Below are 17,576 nucleotides of genomic sequence, written 5' to 3'. Positions count from 1 at the left end.
GGATGTCGGTGGCGTGAACGCGGCATTAGGTTGCGGAATTGGCGGGGACATGCCCAGCGAAAGGCAGCCTGATGACGCACGCTCCGGAGAGGTCCACTTCCGCGAACACCCCGACTTCCCCGAATTCCCCTCCTGCCCCGGCATCGCCGGCGACGTCGCTGTTCGTCAACGGCCACTTCCCGCGCCGGCGGGCCCTGATCATCCTCATCAGCGCCCTGTTCGGGTTCGCGCTGACGGTGGTGTGGTCGGCGGAGTTCGTCGACCGGACGATCGGTGACAACGTGGCCAGTGGTCTGCTCGGGCACGAAGTGCGGGACGCGCCGATCGGCGGCGCCCTGGCCGGGATCGCCTTCGCGCTGGCCACCGGGGTGGCGGGCACGTTCACCGCGTGCAACGTGGCCGCGTTCAGCGCGATCGCCCCGCTGGCGGGCAGCGTCCGCACCCGGCGCGGGCGGCTGGCGCAGGTGCTCAGGCCGCTGGGGCCGCTGGCCGCCGGGGCGGTGCTGGTGTCGGCGCTCTACGGCGTGGTCGTCGCGCTCGTCGGGACGGGAATGCCGCAGTTCCAGGAGAGCGCGGGCGGGGCGTCGTCCGGCCTCTCACCACGGCTGGTCCAGGCGATGGTGGTGTACGGGATCATCGGGCTGGTCATGCTGTATCTCGGCCTGGCGTCCATGGGCCTGGTGCCCGATCCGCTGGCGCGCGTCTCGGCGCGGTACCCCGGCGCGCCGATGTTCGTGATGGGTGCGCTCATCGGGGCGTTCCTCATCGGGCGCCCGTTCGCCCTGTTCCGGCAGTTGTTCCGGGACGCGGCGGAGAGCCACAACGTGCTGTACGGGGCGGTGGCGTTCAGCCTTCAGGCGCTCGGGAACGTGACCATCATGGCGGTGCTGTTCGTCCTGGTGGCGCTGCTGTTCGGTGACCGGCTGGGCGGTTGGTTCGCGGCGGACCCGCGCCGGGCGTCGGCCGTGATGGCGGCGGCGTTCATCGCCGCGGGCGTGTTCATGATCCTGTACTGGGACGTCCGCATCCTGGCCCGCCGGGAGATCATCTGGTACCCGATGGCCCCGTGGGCGTGAAGAACGCGGGAAGGGCCGCACCCCCGTCACCGGGAGTGCGGCCCTTCTGCTGTGCGCCTGACGCCTAGTTGCGGATCAGGTTGCGCAGCACGTACTGCATGATGCCGCCGTTGCGGTAGTAGTCCGCCTCACCGGGGGTGTCGATGCGGACGACCGCGTCGAACTCGACGCCCGTGTCGGTGGTGACCTTCACCGTGCGGGGCGTGGTGCCCTCGTTGAGCTCGGTGACGCCGGAGATGGAGAAGGTCTCCTCGCCGGTCAGGCCGAGGGAGCCCGCGGACGCGCCCTCCGGGAACTGGAGCGGCAGGACGCCCATGCCGATGAGGTTCGAGCGGTGGATGCGCTCGTACGACTCGGCGATGACGGCCTTGACGCCGAGGAGCGCGGTGCCCTTGGCGGCCCAGTCACGGGACGAACCGGAGCCGTACTCCTTGCCCGCGAGGACGACGAGCGGGATGCCCCGCTCGATGTAGTTGCGGGAGGCGTCGTAGATGAACGACACCGGGCCGTCGGGCTGGGTGAAGTCGCGGGTGTAGCCGCCCTCGGTGCCCGGCGCGATCTGGTTGCGCAGGCGGATGTTGGCGAACGTACCGCGGATCATGACCTCGTGGTTGCCTCGGCGCGAGCCGTAGCTGTTGAAGTCGCGGCGCTCGACGCCGTGCTCCGTGAGGTACTTGCCGGCCGGGGTGTCGGCCTTGATGGCACCGGCCGGGGAGATGTGGTCGGTGGTGACCGAGTCGCCCAGCTTGGCGAGCACCCGGGCGCCGGTGATGTCGGAGACCGGCGTGGTCTCCATCGTCATGCCCTCGAAGTACGGGGGCTTGCGGACGTAGGTGGACTGCGGGTCCCACTCGAAGGTGTTGCCGGTCGGGATCGGCAGCGCCTGCCACTGGGCGTCGCCCGCGAAGACGTCCTGGTAGGACTTGTTGAACATGTCCTCGCCGATGGCGTTGGCGACGACGTCGTTCACCTCGGCCTCGGAGGGCCAGATGTCCTTGAGGTAGACCGGGTTGCCGTCCTGGTCGATGCCCAGGGCGTCCTTGGTGATGTCCACCTTCATGGAACCCGCGAGGGCGTACGCGACGACCAGCGGCGGGGACGCCAGGTAGTTCATCTTGACGTCGGGGTTGATCCGGCCCTCGAAGTTGCGGTTGCCGGAGAGCACCGACGTGACGGCGAGGTCGTGGTCGTTGACGGCCTTGGAGACCTCCTCCGGCAGCGGGCCGGAGTTGCCGATGCAGGTGGTGCAGCCGTAGCCGACGAGGTTGAAGCCGACCTTGTCGAGGTACGGGGTCAGGCCCGCCTTGTCGAAGTAGTCGGTGACGACCTTCGAACCCGGGGCGAGGGTGGTCTTGACCCACGGCTTGCGGGTCAGGCCCTTCTCGACCGCCTTCTTGGCCACCAGGGCGGCGGCGACCATGACGTACGGGTTGGAGGTGTTGGTGCAGGAGGTGATCGCGGCGACGGTGACGGCGCCGTGGTCGATCTCGTACGTCGAGCCGTCGGGGGCGGTCACGGTGACCGGCTTCGACGGGGCGCCGTTGGGGGTGTTCGCGGGGGCGTCGGAGGCCGGGAAGGACTCCTTGCCCGCCTCGTCGACGTCGTCCACGTAGTTGCGGACGTCCTGCGCGAACTGCTGGGCGGCGTTGGCGAGGACGATGCGGTCCTGCGGGCGCTTCGGGCCGGCGATGGAGGGGACGACCGTGGAGAGGTCCAGCTCCAGCTTCTCGGAGAAGTCCGGCTCGGCGGCCGGGTCCAGCCAGAGGCCCTGCTCCTTGGCGTACGCCTCGACGAGCGCGACCTGCTGCTCGGAGCGGCCGGTCAGCTTGAGGTAGTTCAGGGTCTCGCCGTCGATCGGGAAGATCGCGGCGGTGGAGCCGAACTCGGGCGACATGTTGCCGATGGTGGCGCGGTTCGCGAGGGAGGTGGCGGCGACGCCCTCACCGTAGAACTCGACGAACTTGCCGACGACGCCGTGCTTGCGCAGCATCTCGGTGATGGTGAGCACCAGGTCGGTGGCGGTGGTGCCGGTGGGCAGCTCGCCCGTCAGCTTGAAGCCGACGACGCGCGGGATCAGCATGGAGACCGGCTGGCCGAGCATCGCGGCCTCGGCCTCGATGCCGCCGACGCCCCAGCCGAGCACACCGAGGCCGTTGACCATGGTGGTGTGCGAGTCGGTGCCGACGAGGGTGTCGGGGTACGCCTGGCCGCCCCGGACCATGACGGTACGGGCCAGGTGCTCGATGTTGACCTGGTGGACGATGCCGGTGCCGGGCGGGACGACCTTGAACTCGTCGAAGGCGGTCTGGCCCCAGCGCAGGAACTGGTAGCGCTCCTTGTTGCGGCCGTACTCCAGCTCGACGTTCTGGCCGAAGGCGTCCGGCGTGCCGAACTTGTCGGCGATGACGGAGTGGTCGATGACCAGCTCGGCCGGGGCGAGCGGGTTGATCTTCGCCGGGTCGCCGCCGAGCTCCTTGACGGCCTCGCGCATGGTGGCGAGGTCGACGACACACGGCACACCGGTGAAGTCCTGCATGATCACGCGGGCCGGCGTGAACTGGATCTCCTGGCTCGGCTGGGCCTGCGAGTCCCAGTTGCCGAGGGCCCGGATGTGGTCGGCGGTGATGTTCGCGCCGTCCTCGGTGCGGAGCAGGTTCTCCAGGAGGACCTTGAGGCTGTAGGGGAGGCGCGCGGAGCCCTCGACCTTGTCCAGCCTGAAGATCTCGTACGACTCGTCGCCCACGCGCAGCGTGCTGCGGGCGTCGAAGCTGTTCGCCGACACGACAGTCTCCTTCATCAATGTGCGCGTTCTTACCGCATCCTGCCGTGATGGCTCCTCGCCGATCCGCTAAGGTAAGACTTAGTTAGGTAACCCTTACCGGCTGGCGCGGCTGCGGTGCGTCTTTCGGCAGATATCTCGATGTCGAGATAACTCTAGTACATGACCGGCCGTGCGACGAGGCGTGCCCGGCGTGCCGTGGGATGCTGGGCTCATGGACCTGGAGGATCTGCGGCGGCTCCGCCGTGCCCGGGACACGATGGACCGCGATTACGCGCAGCCTCTGGACGTTCCGGCGCTGGCGAGGGTCGCCCTCATGTCGCCCGGACACTTCTCCCGCAGCTTCCGCGCCGCCTTCGGCGAGACGCCCTACAGCTATCTGATGACCCGCCGTGTCGAGCGGGCCAAGGCGCTGCTGCGGCGGGGCGACATGAGCGTGACCGAGGTCTGCTTCGCGGTCGGCTGCACCTCGCTGGGGTCGTTCAGCTCGCGCTTCACCGAGCTGGTCGGGGAGACCCCCAGCGCCTACCGGGCCCGGTGCCACGAGTCCGGCGCCGCGATCCCGCCGTGCGTCGCCAAGGTCTTCACGCGACCGGTGCGGAACGGGGAGCCGGTCGCCGGCGGCGAACCGGTCAGGAATGGAGAAGCGGAATCGCCGGCCGCCTCGTAGCGTCGACGGCATGGACATCAAGCTCTCACAGTGCTTCATCGCAGTCGACGACCATGACAAGGCGCTCGCCTTCTACCGCGACGTCCTCGGCCTGGAGGTACGCAACGACGTCGGGTTCGAGGGGATGCGCTGGGTGACCGTCGGCTCGCCCTCGCAGCCGGACGTGGAGATCGTCCTCGAACCGCCGCTCGCCGACCCCAACGCCCCGCAGGCCGACCGCCAGGCGATGGCGGAGCTGCTGGCCAAGGGCATGCTGCGCGGCGTGATCTTCTCGACCGACGACGTCGACGCCACCTTCGAACGCATCCGGGCCGCCGGTGGCGAGGTGCTCCAGGAGCCCATCGACCAGCCGTACGGCGTCCGCGACTGCGCCTTCCGCGACCCGGCGGGCAACATGCTCCGCTTCAACCAGCCCCGTAAGCGGTAGGTCTGCCGCCCACAGAATCGATCCAATTCGGCGGAGCCGTAAGGGGAGCGGCCGTTACGCTCGACGCCGGTCGGATCGAGCCGCCGACGACCACGGGGACCGCGGCGGGGACCGCGACGGCGGTCCCCGCCCAACCAGATGGAGACAGGATGACCAGGGGCACGAGGACGGACACGCAGTCGCCTGAGCAGCACGTCGCCGACAGCCACGATCTGATCCGCGTGCACGGCGCGCGCGAGAACAACCTCAAGGACGTCAGCATCGAGATCCCGAAGCGCCGGCTGACGGTGTTCACCGGCGTGTCCGGCTCGGGCAAGAGCTCGCTCGTCTTCGACACCATCGCCGCCGAGTCGCAGCGGATGATCAACGAGACCTACAGCGCCTTCATCCAGGGCTTCATGCCGACGCTGGCGCGGCCCGAGGTCGACGTACTCGACGGGCTCACCACCGCCATCACCGTCGACCAGCAGCGGATGGGCGCCGACCCCCGCTCCACGGTCGGCACCGCCACCGACGCCAACGCGATGCTCCGCATCCTCTTCAGCCGGCTCGGGCAGCCGCACATCGGCCCGCCCAGCGCGTTCGCCTTCAACGTCGCCTCGGTGAGTGCGAGCGGTGGGCTCACGGTCGACCGGGGTGCCGACAAGACGAAGACCGAGAAGGTGACCTTCAGCCGCACCGGCGGCATGTGCACGCGCTGCGAAGGCCGGGGCACGGTCTCGGACATCGACCTCACCCAGCTCTACGACGACTCCAAGTCGCTGGCCGAGGACCCGTTCACCATCCCCGGGTACACCGGGGGCGGCTGGGTGGTGCGGGTCATCACCGAGTCGGGCTTCTTCGACCCGGACAAGTCGATCCGCGAGTACACCAAGAAGGAGCGGCACGACTTCCTCCACCGCGAGCCGACCAAGGTGAAGATCAACGGGGTCAACCTCACCTACGAGGGGCTGATCCCGAAGATCCAGAAGTCGTTCCTCGCCAAGGACCGGGAGGCGATGCAGCCGCACATCCGGGCGTTCGTGGACCGGGCGGTCACCTTCACCACGTGTCCCGAGTGCGACGGAAGCCGGCTCAGCGAGGCGGCCCGCTCGTCGCGGATCGGCGGGATCAGCATCGCCGACGCGTGCGCGATGCAGATCAGCGACCTGGCCGCCTGGGTGCGCGGCCTCGACGAGCCGTCGGTGGCGCCGCTGCTGGCGAAGCTGGGACACACCCTGGACTCGTTCGTGGAGATCGGGCTCGGCTACCTCTCGCTGGAGAGGCCGTCGGGCACCCTGTCGGGCGGCGAGGCACAGCGGGTCAAGATGATCCGCCACCTCGGCTCCTCGCTCACCGACGTCACCTACGTGTTCGACGAGCCCACCGTCGGACTGCACCCGCACGACATCCAGCGGATGAACGGCCTGCTGCTGCGGCTGCGGGACAAGGGCAACACGGTGCTCGTCGTGGAGCACAAGCCGGAGGCGATCGCCATCGCCGACCACGTCGTCGACCTGGGCCCCGGCGCCGGCACGGCGGGCGGCAGCGTCTGCTTCGAGGGCACCGTCGAGGGCCTGCGCTCCAGCGGCACGGTCACCGGCCGGCATCTCGACGACCGGGCCACGCTCAAGGAGACGGTGCGCAAGCCCACGGGGAGGCTGGAGATCCGCGGGGCGACGGCGAACAACCTGCGTGACGTGGACGTCGACATCCCGCTCGGTGTGCTGTGCGTGGTCACCGGCGTGGCCGGCTCCGGCAAGAGCTCGCTCATCCACGGATCGATCCCCGCCGCCGAGGGTGTGGTGTCCGTGGACCAGACACCGATCCGCGGCTCGCGGCGGAGCAACCCGGCGACGTACACCGGACTGCTCGACCCGATCCGCAAGGCGTTCGCGAAGGCCAACGGCGTGAAGCCGGCGCTGTTCAGCGCGAACTCCGAGGGCGCCTGCCCCACCTGCAACGGCGCCGGTGTCATCTACACCGACCTGGCGATCATGCAGAGCGTCGCCACCACCTGCGAGGACTGCGAGGGGAAGCGGTTCGACGCGTCGGTGCTGGAGTACCACCTCGGCGGCCGCGACATCAGCGAGGTGCTCGCGATGCCGGTGACCGAGGCCGAGGAGTTCTTCGGCGCCGGTGAGGCGCGGACACCGGCGGCCCACAAGATCCTCCAGCGGCTCGCCGACGTCGGCCTCGGCTACCTCACGCTGGGGCAGCCGCTCACCACGCTGTCCGGCGGCGAGCGGCAGCGGCTCAAGCTGGCCACGCACATGGCCGACAAGGGCGGCGTCTACGTCCTGGACGAGCCGACCACCGGCCTCCACCTGGCCGACGTCGAGCAGTTGCTCGGCCTGCTCGACCGGCTCGTCGACTCCGGCAAGTCGGTCATCGTCATCGAGCACCACCAGGCGGTCATGGCGCACGCCGACTGGATCGTCGACCTCGGTCCGGGCGCAGGTCACGACGGCGGCCGGGTCGTCTTCGAGGGCACACCCGCCGACCTGGTCGCCGCCCGCTCCACCCTGACCGGCGAGCACCTGGCGGACTACGTCGGCGCCTGACCGACGCCCTCAGCCGGTGAAGCGGCGGACGAAACGTCTCTGCCAGGGGGTTTCGACGGCGTGGCGGTCGTAGTCGCGGCGGACGAACTCCACCGCTTCGCCGGCCGGCACGCCGTCGAGGACGGCGAGGCAGGCCAGGGCCGTACCGGTGCGGCCGCGGCCGCCGCCGCAGGCGACCTCGACGCGTTCGGCGGCGGCGCGCTCCCATGCCTCCCGGAGCACGGCCCGGGCGTCCGCCGGGTCGCTGGGCAGCCGGAAGTCGGGCCAGCGCAGCCACCGGGCCTCCCAGGGGACCTCGGGCGGCCGCTTGCCGAGCAGGTACACGGCGTAGTCGGGCGACGGCCCGGCGGGAAGCGGACGGCGCAGCGCGCGGCCCCGGACCAGCCGCCCGGAGGGCAGCCGGAGGACACCAGGATCGGTGGCGTTCCAGGTCTCGGTCATCGGGCCACGGTAATCGGTCACGGTGCCGCCGGGGGGTGGTTCCCGGCTGGTTCGGGGACGGTTCCGGGCCGGTTCGGGGAAGGGCCACCTGGCGGACATTCAGGACAAACTGACCGGTTCTCGGGTTGCGGGGGCGAGCGGGCACGTCGAGCATCGGAGCATGTTCAGTGGCGCGCACGTCATCCTCTACACCAAGGACGCCGACGCCGACCGGGCGTTCCTCCGGGACGTCCTCGGGTTCGGCAACGTCGACGCCGGGCGCGGCTGGCTCATCTTCAAACTGCCGCCGGCCGAGGTCGCCGTACACCCGACGCCGGGCGAGCCCCGGCACGAGTTCTACTTGATGTGCGACGACATCGAGGGCACCCTGCGCAAGTTGGCGGAGCGCGGGGCCGAGGTGTCGCGGCCGGTCAGCGACCAGGGCTGGGGGCTGCTCGCGGCGGTGCGGCTGCCGAGCGGTGGTGAACTGCCGCTCTACGAGCCACGGCACCCCACGGCGCACAGCCTGTCACCCTGACGGCGGACCCTGTCGCCAGGGTCATCTCATATGTGAGATAACCTTCCCCCATGGCAGACGACTACCTCGTACGCATCGGCAAGCTCATCCGTGACGCCCGGCAGCACCGCGGCTGGACGCAGACGCAGCTCGCCGAGGCGCTGGCCACAAGTCAGAGCGCCGTCAACCGCATTGAGCGCGGTAACCAGAACATCAGCCTTGAGATGATCGCCCGGATCGGCGAGGCGCTCGACAGTGAAATCGTGTCACTCGGGTACGCGGGTCCCATGCACCTCCGCGTAGTGGGCGGGCGCCGGCTGTCCGGCTCCATCGACGTCAAGACGAGCAAGAACGCGTGTGTGGCGCTGCTGTGCGCCTCGCTCCTCAACAAGGGCCGTACGACGCTGCGGCGGGTCGCCCGGATCGAGGAGGTCTACCGGCTGCTGGAGGTCCTCAACTCCATCGGCGTACGGACCCGTTGGATCAACGACGGGATGGACCTGGAGATCGTCCCGCCCGCGCACCTCGACATGGCCGCCATCGACGCGGACGCCGCTCGCCGCACCCGGTCCATCATCATGTTCCTCGGCCCGCTGCTGCACCGGCTGCGGCAGTTCAAACTCCCGTACGCGGGCGGCTGTGACCTCGGTACGCGCACGATCGAGCCGCACATGATCGCGCTGCGCCGCTTCGGCCTGGACATCACGGCCACCGAGGGCCTGTACCACGCGGAGGTCGACCGCCAGGTCACCCCGGACCGCCCGATCGTGCTCACCGAGCGCGGCGACACCGTGACCGAGAACGCGCTGCTGGCCGCCGCCCGCCACGACGGCGTCACCGTCATCCGCAACGCCTCCTCCAACTACATGGTCCAGGACCTGTGCTTCTTCCTGGAGGCCCTGGGCGTACGGGTCGAGGGCATCGGCACCACCACCCTGACCGTGCACGGCATCCCCTCCATCGACGTGGACGTCGACTACTCCCCCTCCGAGGACCCGGTCGAGGCGATGAGCCTGCTGGCGGCGGCGGTCGTCACGGAGTCGGAGCTGACGATCCGTCGCGTACCGATCGAGTTCCTGGAGATCGAGCTCGCGGTCCTGGAGGAGATGGGCCTCGACCACGACCGTACGGCGGAGTACGCCGCCGACAACGGCCGCACGCGGCTGGTGGACCTGACGGTGCGGCCCTCCAAGCTGGAGGCGCCGATCGACAAGATCCACCCCATGCCGTTCCCCGGCCTGAACATCGACAACGTGCCGTTCTTCGCGGCCATCGCGGCCTCCGCCCAGGGCCAGACCCTCATCCACGACTGGGTCTACGACAACCGCGCCATCTACCTCACCGACCTCAACCGCCTGGGCGGCCGCCTCCAGCTCCTCGATCCCCACCGCGTCCTGGTCGAAGGCCCCACCCGCTGGCGCGCCGCCGAAATGATGTGCCCGCCCGCCCTGCGCCCCGCCGTGGTCGTCCTGCTCGCCATGATGGCCGCCGAGGGCACGTCCGTCCTGCGCAACGTCTACGTCATCAACCGCGGTTACGAGGACCTGGCGGAACGCCTCAACTCGGTGGGCGCGCAGATCGAGATCTTCCGGGACATCTGAGGGGCCGCACCGCCTTTGCCAAGCCAAGGTGCCTTTGTCATGCCAAGGTCACAGCCGCTCGCTACCATGCCAGGATGGATCACACAACCGGCGGTTCCCGAACCGATCGTCGTGCCCTGTTAGCAGCCTCCGTGACGGTGGTTCTGTGGGCGTCGGCGTTCGTCTCCATTCGTGCGTCAGCGGAACACTTCCATCCAGGAGTGCTGGCGCTGGGGCGGCTGCTGACCGCGTCGGTCGCCCTCGGCGTCGTCTTCCTGCTCAAGGGCGGCACCCTGCCCGACCGGCGGGCGTGGCCCGGCATCCTGGCGTCGGGTGTGCTGTGGTTCGGCGTCTACATGGTCGCCCTGAACTGGGGTGAGCAGCAGGTGGACGCGGGGACGGCCGCGATGGTCGTCAACATCGGGCCCGTGGTGATCGCGCTGCTCAGTGGCTGGCTGCTGAAGGAGGGCTTCCCCCGGCTGCTGCTCGCGGGCATGGGCGTGTCGTTCCTGGGCGCGGTCGTGGTGGGCTGGTCCATGTCGGGGCACGGGTCGTCGTCCGTGACGGGCGTGCTGCTGTGTCTGCTCGCGGCGGTCACGTACGGGGGCGGGGTCGTGGCGCAGAAACCGGCGCTGCGGTACGCGAGTCCGTTGCAGGTGACGACGTTCGGCTGTTTCGCGGGCACCGTCGCGTGTCTGCCGTTCAGCGGTCTGATGCTGGAGGAACTGCCGAAGGCCCCGTGGCCGGCGACGCTGAACCTGGTGTACCTGGGCCTGTTCCCGACGGCGCTGGCGTTCAGCACCTGGGCGTACGCGCTCGCCCGGACGAGTGCGGGAAAGCTGGGCGCGACGACGTACGCGGTACCGGCCGTGGTGGTGCTGATCTCCTGGGTGTGGCTGGCCGAGGTGCCGGGCTCGCTGACGCTGCTCGGCGGTGCCATCTGCCTGGCGGGCGTGGCGGTTTCCCGGCTCCCGGGGCGGCGCAAGCCCGCACCGGACGGCGCCCCGGAACCTCGGCCTTCGAACAAGGAACGGACGCCGTCGGGCACCACGACGGACTGAGCACAGATTCGGACCCCAAGGGCCGGCCGTCTCATGACGGCCGGCCCTCCCGTTTTCGTGCGCCGGTTCGCTCAGAGGATGTACGTGGTTTCGTTCCGCCCGAGCAGATAGCCGAGCTGGAGGCGGTTGTGTGCGCCCAGTTCCTGCTTCATGGCGGCGATGTGGGCCTGTAGTGACCGCTCGCTGATGCCCATGCGGCGGGCGATCCGTTTGTCGGAGTAGCCCTCGACCAGGAGCCGGCTGATCGACTCCCGTATCGCGGGCATGACCTCGTCGGCCGCCTTGGCCGCGTGGATGGGCACGAAAGGGAAGGGGCTCGCACGGTCCCAGGCCCGTTCGAAGGTGTCCTTGAGAAATCGGACGATGGCGGGTTCGGTTATCGCGACCGCCGTCGTGCGGTCCTCATTGGCGGAAATGAACGCAACCGATGCGTCAATGATGATGAGCCGGTCGAAGAATTCCTCCAAGGTGCGGACTTTCGCTCCGTATTCGGTGACGGCCCGTACGTATGCCTTGGTCGCTTCATCGAACCGCGTGGTGTGCTGGTAGAGCGTGCGCATCGCGACATCGGCCGCGATATGCCGGCGCACGGCTTCCAGCGCGTCTTTGAGTACGGCGGTGGGGCGGGGGCCGTCGGGCTGCGCGGTGAGGATCTCCCGCCGGGCACCGTCGAGCATCTCGTCGATGGCCTCGGAGATCGCGGTCAATCCGTGGATGTAGCGAACCCCGGAACGGTCGGGACTCGCCTCCTCAAAACAATCGGCCCGTCCGGCTTGTTTCTCGGTCAGCCGGGCCAGCTCGTCGAAGTGCCCTGCCATCCACCGCAGAAACTGCGCGGGAGGCCCCGACGACACCGGAAGCTCCATCGTTTCGCGGCACTTGTCCCCATTTTCACGCGGTAAACCGTTCATCAGCCCTCCCAAGTCACCCCGTATGACCGTTTTGGCTCGTTATGGACCCCGTAGCTTGCCGCAGTGCGGAAACCCGAGCCACAGAGATCATTGTCCCCCCAAGTCCGCGTACGCAAGATTGGAACTCGTCAGGAGGTCTCCGGCCAATCCGAGCGACAACCGACTTCCCCGGAACAGGAATTCGGAATCCGTCGTTACGCTCATCGGATCGGTTCGTTCAAAACCCGGAGGCCCTCACGTTTCCTTATGTTTCCCAGAAGGGCTCGGGGATCCAAATGAAGAAGGACATCGCTGTTCTCTCTCTCCGCATCCGCGTGGCGGCCTGCGCGGTCGTCACCGGCCTCGGACTGGTCGCCGTCGGTCTCGCCCACTCCGCCGGCCCGGTCACGTCCCCGGCCGAGCGGACCGCCCTGGCCGACGGGGACGTCGGCTGGAACGTGGCCAAGCCGTCCGTCGCCGCCTGAGCGACCGAACCACTGACTCGTACCGGGTAATGAAGAAGCGTGGTGGATCTTCCGTGACCGACTCGCCCTGGCTCGTCACCGCCACCGGACCGGGCACCGCTTCAGCCGGATCCGGCGGTGGCGGCGAACCTCCCGTCCGCGTCTACTGCTTCCCGCACGCCGGCGGCAACCCCCGCTCGTTCCTGGCCTGGCAGCAGGACCTGGGGACCACCGCCCGGATCGTCGCCGTCTGCCCGCCGGGCCGGGCGCACCGCTTCCGCGAGCCGGTCGCGGCGTCCGTCGCCGAGCTCGCCGACGGGGCGGCCGAGGCCATCATCGGAGCAGAGGGGCCGGGGAGACCGGCAGGGCCGGGAAGGCCGGGAGGACCAGAAGGTCCTGGAGGGCCGTTCCTGCTCTTCGGGCACAGCTTCGGCGCCATCGTGGCGTTCGAGGTGGCCCGCAGACTGCGCGGCGTGCCGGGGCTGCGTCATCTGGTCGCCTCCGGGTGCTCCGCACCCTCGCTGCTGCCGACCCGGCGCGTGGTCGAGACCGCACGTCTCGAAGGCAGGGCGTTCACGGAGGCCGTCGGGTTCTTCGGCGGTCTGCCGCCCGAGGTGGTCGCCGACGAGGCCCTGGCCGAGCTGCTGCTGCCGAACCTGCGCGCCGACTTCCGCATGGTCGCCCACTACCGGTACCGCGAGGACGCTCCCCTCACCGTGCCGGTCACCCTCATCAACGGCGTCGACGACCCGCACGTCAAGGAGGCGGGCCTGGAGCCCTGGGAACGCGAATGCGTCGGCGAGCCCGACCAGCGCTGGGTCAGCGGCGGCCACTTCTACTTCCAGGACGACCCGGGCGCCCTGACGGGGCTTCTCCGATCGCTCGCCCGCGGGGGTCCCCCCTGCTCGAACGAAGCCGAGAACTCGGGGGCGGCGTGTGACCGCGACCTCGACACGGCCGACCACGTTGAACTTATCTGAGCCGGTCAGGCCACCGTCACCCGACCACGAGGGGACCACCATGTCCAACGCCACCGCCGACCAGCGCCGCAAGGCGGAGGAGTTCCGCGCACTGCACGCCGCCGACCGGCCGTTCGTCGTCGCCAACCCCTGGGACGCGGGCACCGCCCGCGTGCTCACCGGGCTCGGCTTCGCCGCGCTCGCCACCACGGGTGCCGGGTTCGCGCACAGCCTCGGCAGGCCGGACGGCCAGGTGACCCGCGAGGAGATCCTGGACAACGCGGCGGCGATCGTCGAGGCCACGCATCTGCCGGTCTCCGCCGACCTGGAGAGCGGCTTCGGCGAGACGCCCGACGACGTGGCCGAGACCATCCGGCTGGCCGCCCGGGCGGGTCTGGTCGGCGGATCGGTCGAGGACTCCACGGGCCGGGCCGACGATCCGGTCCGCCCGCTGGAGGAGGCCGCCGAGCGGGTCGCCGCCGCCGTCGCCGCCGCGCGCGAACTGGACTTCCCCTTCACGGTGACCGCGCGCGCCGAGAACTTCTTCCAGGGCCGGCCCGACCTGCCCGACACCATCCGCCGCCTTCAGGCGTACGAGGAGGCGGGCGCCGACGTCCTGTACGCGCCGGCGCTGCCCGACGCCGACGCCGTGCGTGCCGTGTGCACGTCGGTCGGCCGCCCGGTCAACGTCCTCATGGGCGGCGCGCTGCCACTGTCCGTCCCGGAACTCGGACGACTGGGCGTGCGCCGCGTCAGCGTCGGCTCGGCGATGTCCCGGGCCGCGTACGGCGCCCTGGTGCGCGCCGCCGAGGAGATCCGTGACCACGGCACCTTCACGTTCGGGGCGGACGCGCTGCCCTACGCCGATCTCAACAGGATTCTCGACACCGGAAAGTGACCCCACACCGTGACGCCGTCCACCGCCCGACCGACCACCGCCCACACACACCATCCGAGCCCCGATGGCACCGTCCACCTGTGCGGTCCCGCATACGTCCTCGGTGAGCAGGACTCCGACCACACCACCGTCACAGGACTCGCCGAACGCGCCCGGAAGTTCGGCATGCCCGCCAAGGCGTCCCTGTGGGGCTGGGGGCGGGTCCGCCGCACCGCGAAGGACCTGGAGACCCTGGCCGTGGAGAGCGGCACCGCCACCCTGCGCGGCTGCGGCGCGGAACCGGAGTCCGTGGACGCGCTGATCCTCTGCTCGACGCGGTTCCCCGGCGGTCCCGTGACGCACGGCAAGTTCGTGGGGCACGTCCTCGGCGGCCTCGGCATCGGGGACGCGGCGTTCACCGGCATCACGCTCAACCGCTGTACCAACCTGCTGGTCGGCATCCGTACCGCGCAGGCGCTCGTCGCCGCCGGTCACCATCGCCGGGTGCTCGTCATCACGACCGACCGGGTCACCGACGAGTCGGTCCGCATGGAGAGTTTCGCGCTGTTCAGCGACGGAGCGGCGAGCTGTCTCGTGAGCGACGAGCCGCTCGGCCCGGACGCGTACGAGATCGTGGGCGGCGCGTCCGCGCAGGACCCGGGCGCGCTGGACTGGTCGCACGAGATCAGCGCCGACCTCTCCCGGGTGGTGAACGAGCGGATACTCGGCACCGCCGGCATGAAGGCGGGTGACGTCGACGCGGTCCTGCACCCCAATCTGTACCGCCCGGTCGTCGTCCTGAAGGAGCGTCAGGCCGGGTTCGCACAGGAGCAGTTGTTCCTGGACAACATCTCGCGGACCGGGCACTGCTTCGCCGCCGACCCCCTGATCAACCTGGTGGACCGCGCCGCCGCCCACGGTACCCGGCCCGACGGGCACTACCTGCTGGTCTCCAGCGTGCCCGGCGTACGGGTCGGTGTCCTCCTCCACACATCACCCCTCGGGAGCCCCGCATGAGCACGCGTTCCACGATCCCGCCGAGGGACCTGACCACGTCCTTGCCGACCGGTGCCTTACGGGCCGGACGCGCGGCGGTCGACGAGGCCGCGGCGGTCCTGGCCGGCGACCCCGCGGACCTCTTCCGCAGGCTGCTGACCGACCAGGAGAGCGAGGCCGGCCTGCTGGCGGCCCGCCAGGTGGTGAACGGCTTCCTCGCGGAAGGCGGTAGTGACACGGGCCCGGCCCCGGATGCCGCTCCCGGCACGGCCGCCGGCCGCGACGCCGACGCCATCGCCGCGTACGTCCTCGCCGCCCGTACCCGTATCGCCTCCGCCGTCGCCGCGCTGACCGGCGCGGACGCCGACCCCGAGGTGCGTGACGCCGTGCTGCGTCAACGGGCACCGCTCGCGCTGCTCGGTGCGTGCTGGCTGGACACCGTCTCGCAGGCGGCCACACAGCCCGCACTGATCGTCAACGAGCTGTTCGGCCACCACTTCCTGCTCACGGGTGAGGGCACCTGGGACAAGGGCGCGCCCGCCCGGCACCGGCGGGCGCTCGCCGAACAGGGCGTCCATCTCCCGGACGTGGCGGCCGTGGCGTTCCTGGACGGCGCGGCGGCGAGGCCGCTGACCGCGCTGCACGGCGCGTTCCGCCTCGCGCTGTCCCGGCTGCCCGCGTCGTTCCTGCCGGAGGTCGTCGGCGTCCACTACGCCGTCCACGCGCTCGGCGTCGATGACCTCCTCATCGGCACGGAGCCGATGCTGCCGGAAGAAGCCGTACGGGACCTGCTCGCCTCGTATCTCCGGCTCCTGGCGGACAGCCCGACCGGCGAGGACGACCTGCGGCGGTTGCTGGCCGCGGTCCGGCTCATGGTCCGGCTGGAGGAGGAGCACACCGCACTCCTCACCGAGCTGGCCGCCTGGCAGTCCGGCCTGTCCCTGGACGCGAAGGTCGCGGCGATCGTGGTGAAGCACGCGCCACTCGCCGGCCGGCAGCACCGGGCCGTACGCCTCGGGGACCGTCGTCTCTCGGAGTGGCTGGACGACGAAAAGCTGGACGTCGCCGCGTTCATGGCGGAGTTCCGCGCGTCCCGGCAGATGCGGCCGTCACGGGACGGCGGCTGCCGGTTCCTGAAGGCCATCAAGTTCGGCGGCCCCATGTTCGGCATCTTCGACGAGCGCGAGGCGGCGACGTTCACGGCGTGGGCCGAGGCGATCGCGGCGGGTGAGCCCGCCGGCCCCGACTTCCCGCCGAACACGGCGGGCGACGCGGCCGCCGGACGCTGGGCCGGCGCCCTGGTACGGGCGCGGGCCGCCGACGAGGTCGTCGAGCAGGGCGAACTGATCGCGGAGGGCACGGCGCTCGGCCACCGGGAGCTGCTGTACCGCCTGGTGAACTTCGAGCGCTTCCCCGGCATCCTGCCGGTGGCCCGCGCTCATGCCGAGGACCGGCTCGCCGACGCCGAGCTGCTGTTCACGCACGGCGCGGGCGGCAAACTGACCGACGCCTCGTACTTCGACTACACGCCCGACGCGCTGATGGGCCGCGTGGAGCGGATCTACTGGGACAAGCTGGTGAACCCGTACCGGCCGCTGACCGAGATCCCCGACCGCGACGAGGTCGTCTTCGGCCAGTCGACGTTCGCGCTGGGCAGCCTCATCGACGGCACGTGGGCGCACCGCATCGGCAACGTCGGGCGCCGCCACCGGCCCGGCGACGGCATGCTGTTCGCGATCTACGCGGACGAGATGGGCCGCGGGGACATCGCCAAGAACCACATCACGCTGATCAACCAGGTCCTCGCGAGCATGGACATCCACCTGCCGCACATCAGGGACGAGGAATTCCTGGACCAGCGGGATCTGCCGGACGAGCTGTACGGGTTCTCGCTGCACCAGCTCAGCCTGTCCCTCTTCCCGGACACCCTGTACGAGGAGATCCTCGGCTACAACCTCGGCATCGAGATGTTCGGCCTCGGCGAGATGCGGCTGCACGAGATACAGAAGCTGCGCCGCCACGGCCTCGACATCGCCTACGAGGAAGCGCACCTGTCGATCGACAACTTCTCGGCCGGGCACGCCCGCCAGTCGGCCGACATCATCGTCGCCCACCTCGACGGGGTGCGCCGTGACGGGGGCGAGGAGGCCGTACAGCGGGCCTGGCGCCGCGTCTGGCGCGGCTACGCCTCGTTCGCGTACTTCGTGGAGCACGCGCTGGTCAAGCAGGCACGGGAGGCCGAGGCGGCCGCCGCGCAGGTGCCCGGCGACTTCGTCGACGTCGTTCTCTGAAAGCCCTTTTCGTCCGACTCACCGCA

General features: G+C 70.2%; 15 protein-coding genes. 12 read left to right on the top strand and 3 right to left on the bottom strand.

What is annotated here, in order from left to right; genetic code table 11:
• Positions 1–71 precede the first annotated feature (71 nt).
• Positions 72–1,076, top strand: coding sequence for a hypothetical protein (locus AB0J57_RS21570; protein ID WP_366129863.1), 1,005 nt, complete (start codon positions 72–74; stop codon positions 1,074–1,076).
• Positions 1,077–1,140: 64 nt separating this feature from the next.
• Here the strand turns inward: AB0J57_RS21570 and acnA are convergent, their stop codons facing one another.
• Complete coding sequence (gene acnA / locus AB0J57_RS21565; RefSeq protein ID WP_366129918.1) at positions 1,141–3,858, bottom strand: aconitate hydratase AcnA; 2,718 nt, start codon at positions 3,856–3,858, stop codon at positions 1,141–1,143.
• Positions 3,859–4,069: 211 nt separating this feature from the next.
• Between acnA and AB0J57_RS21560 the strand changes: the two genes are divergently transcribed.
• The 3 genes from AB0J57_RS21560 (at position 4,070) to AB0J57_RS21550 (ending at position 7,495) form a co-directional block, all read left to right on the top strand.
• Positions 4,070–4,525, top strand: a complete 456-nt coding sequence (locus AB0J57_RS21560) for a helix-turn-helix transcriptional regulator (protein WP_366129862.1) — start codon at positions 4,070–4,072, stop codon at positions 4,523–4,525.
• A gap of 10 nt (positions 4,526–4,535) precedes the next feature.
• Positions 4,536–4,952 carry a VOC family protein gene (locus AB0J57_RS21555; protein WP_366129861.1) on the top strand — a complete coding sequence of 139 codons (417 nt, stop codon included), beginning with the start codon at positions 4,536–4,538 and terminating at the stop codon, positions 4,950–4,952.
• Between the two features lie 149 nt (positions 4,953–5,101).
• Positions 5,102–7,495, top strand: coding sequence for an excinuclease ABC subunit UvrA (locus AB0J57_RS21550; protein ID WP_366129860.1), 2,394 nt, complete (start codon positions 5,102–5,104; stop codon positions 7,493–7,495).
• A gap of 9 nt (positions 7,496–7,504) precedes the next feature.
• Here AB0J57_RS21550 and AB0J57_RS21545 read toward each other — a convergent pair whose 3' ends face one another.
• On the bottom strand, positions 7,505–7,936 hold the full coding sequence (locus tag AB0J57_RS21545; protein ID WP_366129859.1) for a protein-tyrosine phosphatase family protein: 432 nt from the start codon (positions 7,934–7,936) through the stop codon (positions 7,505–7,507).
• A 160-nt stretch (positions 7,937–8,096) separates the two neighbouring features.
• On the opposite strand from AB0J57_RS21545, the gene AB0J57_RS21540 reads away from it, so the two are divergent.
• The 3 genes from AB0J57_RS21540 to AB0J57_RS21530 all read left to right on the top strand — a co-directional run bounded on the left by AB0J57_RS21540 (position 8,097) and on the right by AB0J57_RS21530 (position 11,073).
• On the top strand, positions 8,097–8,453 hold the full coding sequence (locus AB0J57_RS21540; RefSeq protein WP_366129858.1) for a VOC family protein: 357 nt from the start codon (positions 8,097–8,099) through the stop codon (positions 8,451–8,453).
• Positions 8,454–8,503: 50 nt separating this feature from the next.
• The gene (locus AB0J57_RS21535; RefSeq protein WP_366129857.1) at positions 8,504–10,033 is read left to right on the top strand and encodes a UDP-N-acetylglucosamine 1-carboxyvinyltransferase; all 1,530 of its coding nucleotides are present in this window, start codon (positions 8,504–8,506) and stop codon (positions 10,031–10,033) included.
• 74 nt (positions 10,034–10,107) lie between these two features.
• Positions 10,108–11,073 (top strand): DMT family transporter, encoded by a 966-nt coding sequence (locus AB0J57_RS21530; protein WP_366129856.1) that lies wholly within the window; start codon positions 10,108–10,110, stop codon positions 11,071–11,073.
• 71 nt (positions 11,074–11,144) lie between these two features.
• On the opposite strand, the gene AB0J57_RS21525 is transcribed toward AB0J57_RS21530, so the two are convergent.
• On the bottom strand, positions 11,145–11,984 hold the full coding sequence (locus AB0J57_RS21525; protein WP_366129855.1) for a LuxR C-terminal-related transcriptional regulator: 840 nt from the start codon (positions 11,982–11,984) through the stop codon (positions 11,145–11,147).
• Between the two features lie 275 nt (positions 11,985–12,259).
• Here AB0J57_RS21525 and AB0J57_RS21520 point away from each other — a divergent pair, with 275 nt between their 5' ends.
• The 5 genes from AB0J57_RS21520 to AB0J57_RS21500 are packed head-to-tail and all read left to right on the top strand — an operon-like array spanning position 12,260 to position 17,550.
• Positions 12,260–12,448, top strand: a complete 189-nt coding sequence (locus tag AB0J57_RS21520; RefSeq protein ID WP_366129854.1) for a hypothetical protein — start codon at positions 12,260–12,262, stop codon at positions 12,446–12,448.
• 53 nt (positions 12,449–12,501) lie between these two features.
• Entirely contained in the window at positions 12,502–13,407 is a 906-nt protein-coding gene (locus AB0J57_RS21515; protein WP_366129853.1) for an alpha/beta fold hydrolase, read from the top strand.
• A gap of 40 nt (positions 13,408–13,447) precedes the next feature.
• Positions 13,448–14,284, top strand: a complete 837-nt coding sequence (locus tag AB0J57_RS21510) for an isocitrate lyase/phosphoenolpyruvate mutase family protein (RefSeq protein WP_366129852.1) — start codon at positions 13,448–13,450, stop codon at positions 14,282–14,284.
• 9 nt (positions 14,285–14,293) lie between these two features.
• Entirely contained in the window at positions 14,294–15,280 is a 987-nt protein-coding gene (locus AB0J57_RS21505; RefSeq protein WP_366129851.1) for a 3-oxoacyl-ACP synthase, read from the top strand.
• Positions 15,277–17,550: an iron-containing redox enzyme family protein gene (locus AB0J57_RS21500; RefSeq protein WP_366129850.1), complete on the top strand. Its 2,274-nt coding sequence runs from the start codon at positions 15,277–15,279 to the stop codon at positions 17,548–17,550. Before AB0J57_RS21505 ends, AB0J57_RS21500 begins: the two co-directional genes overlap by 4 nt.
• Positions 17,551–17,576 lie beyond the last annotated feature (26 nt).

This window comes from Streptomyces sp. NPDC049837 (assembly GCF_040674455.1).
Taxonomy (GTDB): Bacteria; Actinomycetota; Actinomycetes; order Streptomycetales; family Streptomycetaceae; genus Streptomyces.
The sequence above is the reverse complement of the archived record's forward strand: the minus strand, read 5'-3'. Positions and strand labels throughout refer to the sequence as shown.

Excerpts from the sequence above, each read along its gene's own strand:
- AB0J57_RS21570 (WP_366129863.1), top strand. The coding sequence starts at position 72 with ATGACGCACGCTCCGGAGAGGTCCACTTCCGCGAACACCCCGACTTCC.
- AB0J57_RS21560 (WP_366129862.1), top strand. The coding sequence starts at position 4,070 with ATGGACCTGGAGGATCTGCGGCGGCTCCGCCGTGCCCGGGACACGATG.
- AB0J57_RS21555 (WP_366129861.1), top strand. The coding sequence starts at position 4,536 with ATGGACATCAAGCTCTCACAGTGCTTCATCGCAGTCGACGACCATGAC.
- AB0J57_RS21550 (WP_366129860.1), top strand. The coding sequence starts at position 5,102 with ATGACCAGGGGCACGAGGACGGACACGCAGTCGCCTGAGCAGCACGTC.
- AB0J57_RS21545 (WP_366129859.1), bottom strand. The coding sequence starts at position 7,936 with ATGACCGAGACCTGGAACGCCACCGATCCTGGTGTCCTCCGGCTGCCC.
- AB0J57_RS21540 (WP_366129858.1), top strand. The coding sequence starts at position 8,097 with ATGTTCAGTGGCGCGCACGTCATCCTCTACACCAAGGACGCCGACGCC.
- AB0J57_RS21535 (WP_366129857.1), top strand. The coding sequence starts at position 8,504 with ATGGCAGACGACTACCTCGTACGCATCGGCAAGCTCATCCGTGACGCC.
- AB0J57_RS21530 (WP_366129856.1), top strand. The coding sequence starts at position 10,108 with ATGGATCACACAACCGGCGGTTCCCGAACCGATCGTCGTGCCCTGTTA.
- AB0J57_RS21525 (WP_366129855.1), bottom strand. The coding sequence starts at position 11,984 with ATGAACGGTTTACCGCGTGAAAATGGGGACAAGTGCCGCGAAACGATG.
- AB0J57_RS21520 (WP_366129854.1), top strand. The coding sequence starts at position 12,260 with ATGAAGAAGGACATCGCTGTTCTCTCTCTCCGCATCCGCGTGGCGGCC.
- AB0J57_RS21510 (WP_366129852.1), top strand. The coding sequence starts at position 13,448 with ATGTCCAACGCCACCGCCGACCAGCGCCGCAAGGCGGAGGAGTTCCGC.
- AB0J57_RS21500 (WP_366129850.1), top strand. The coding sequence starts at position 15,277 with ATGAGCACGCGTTCCACGATCCCGCCGAGGGACCTGACCACGTCCTTG.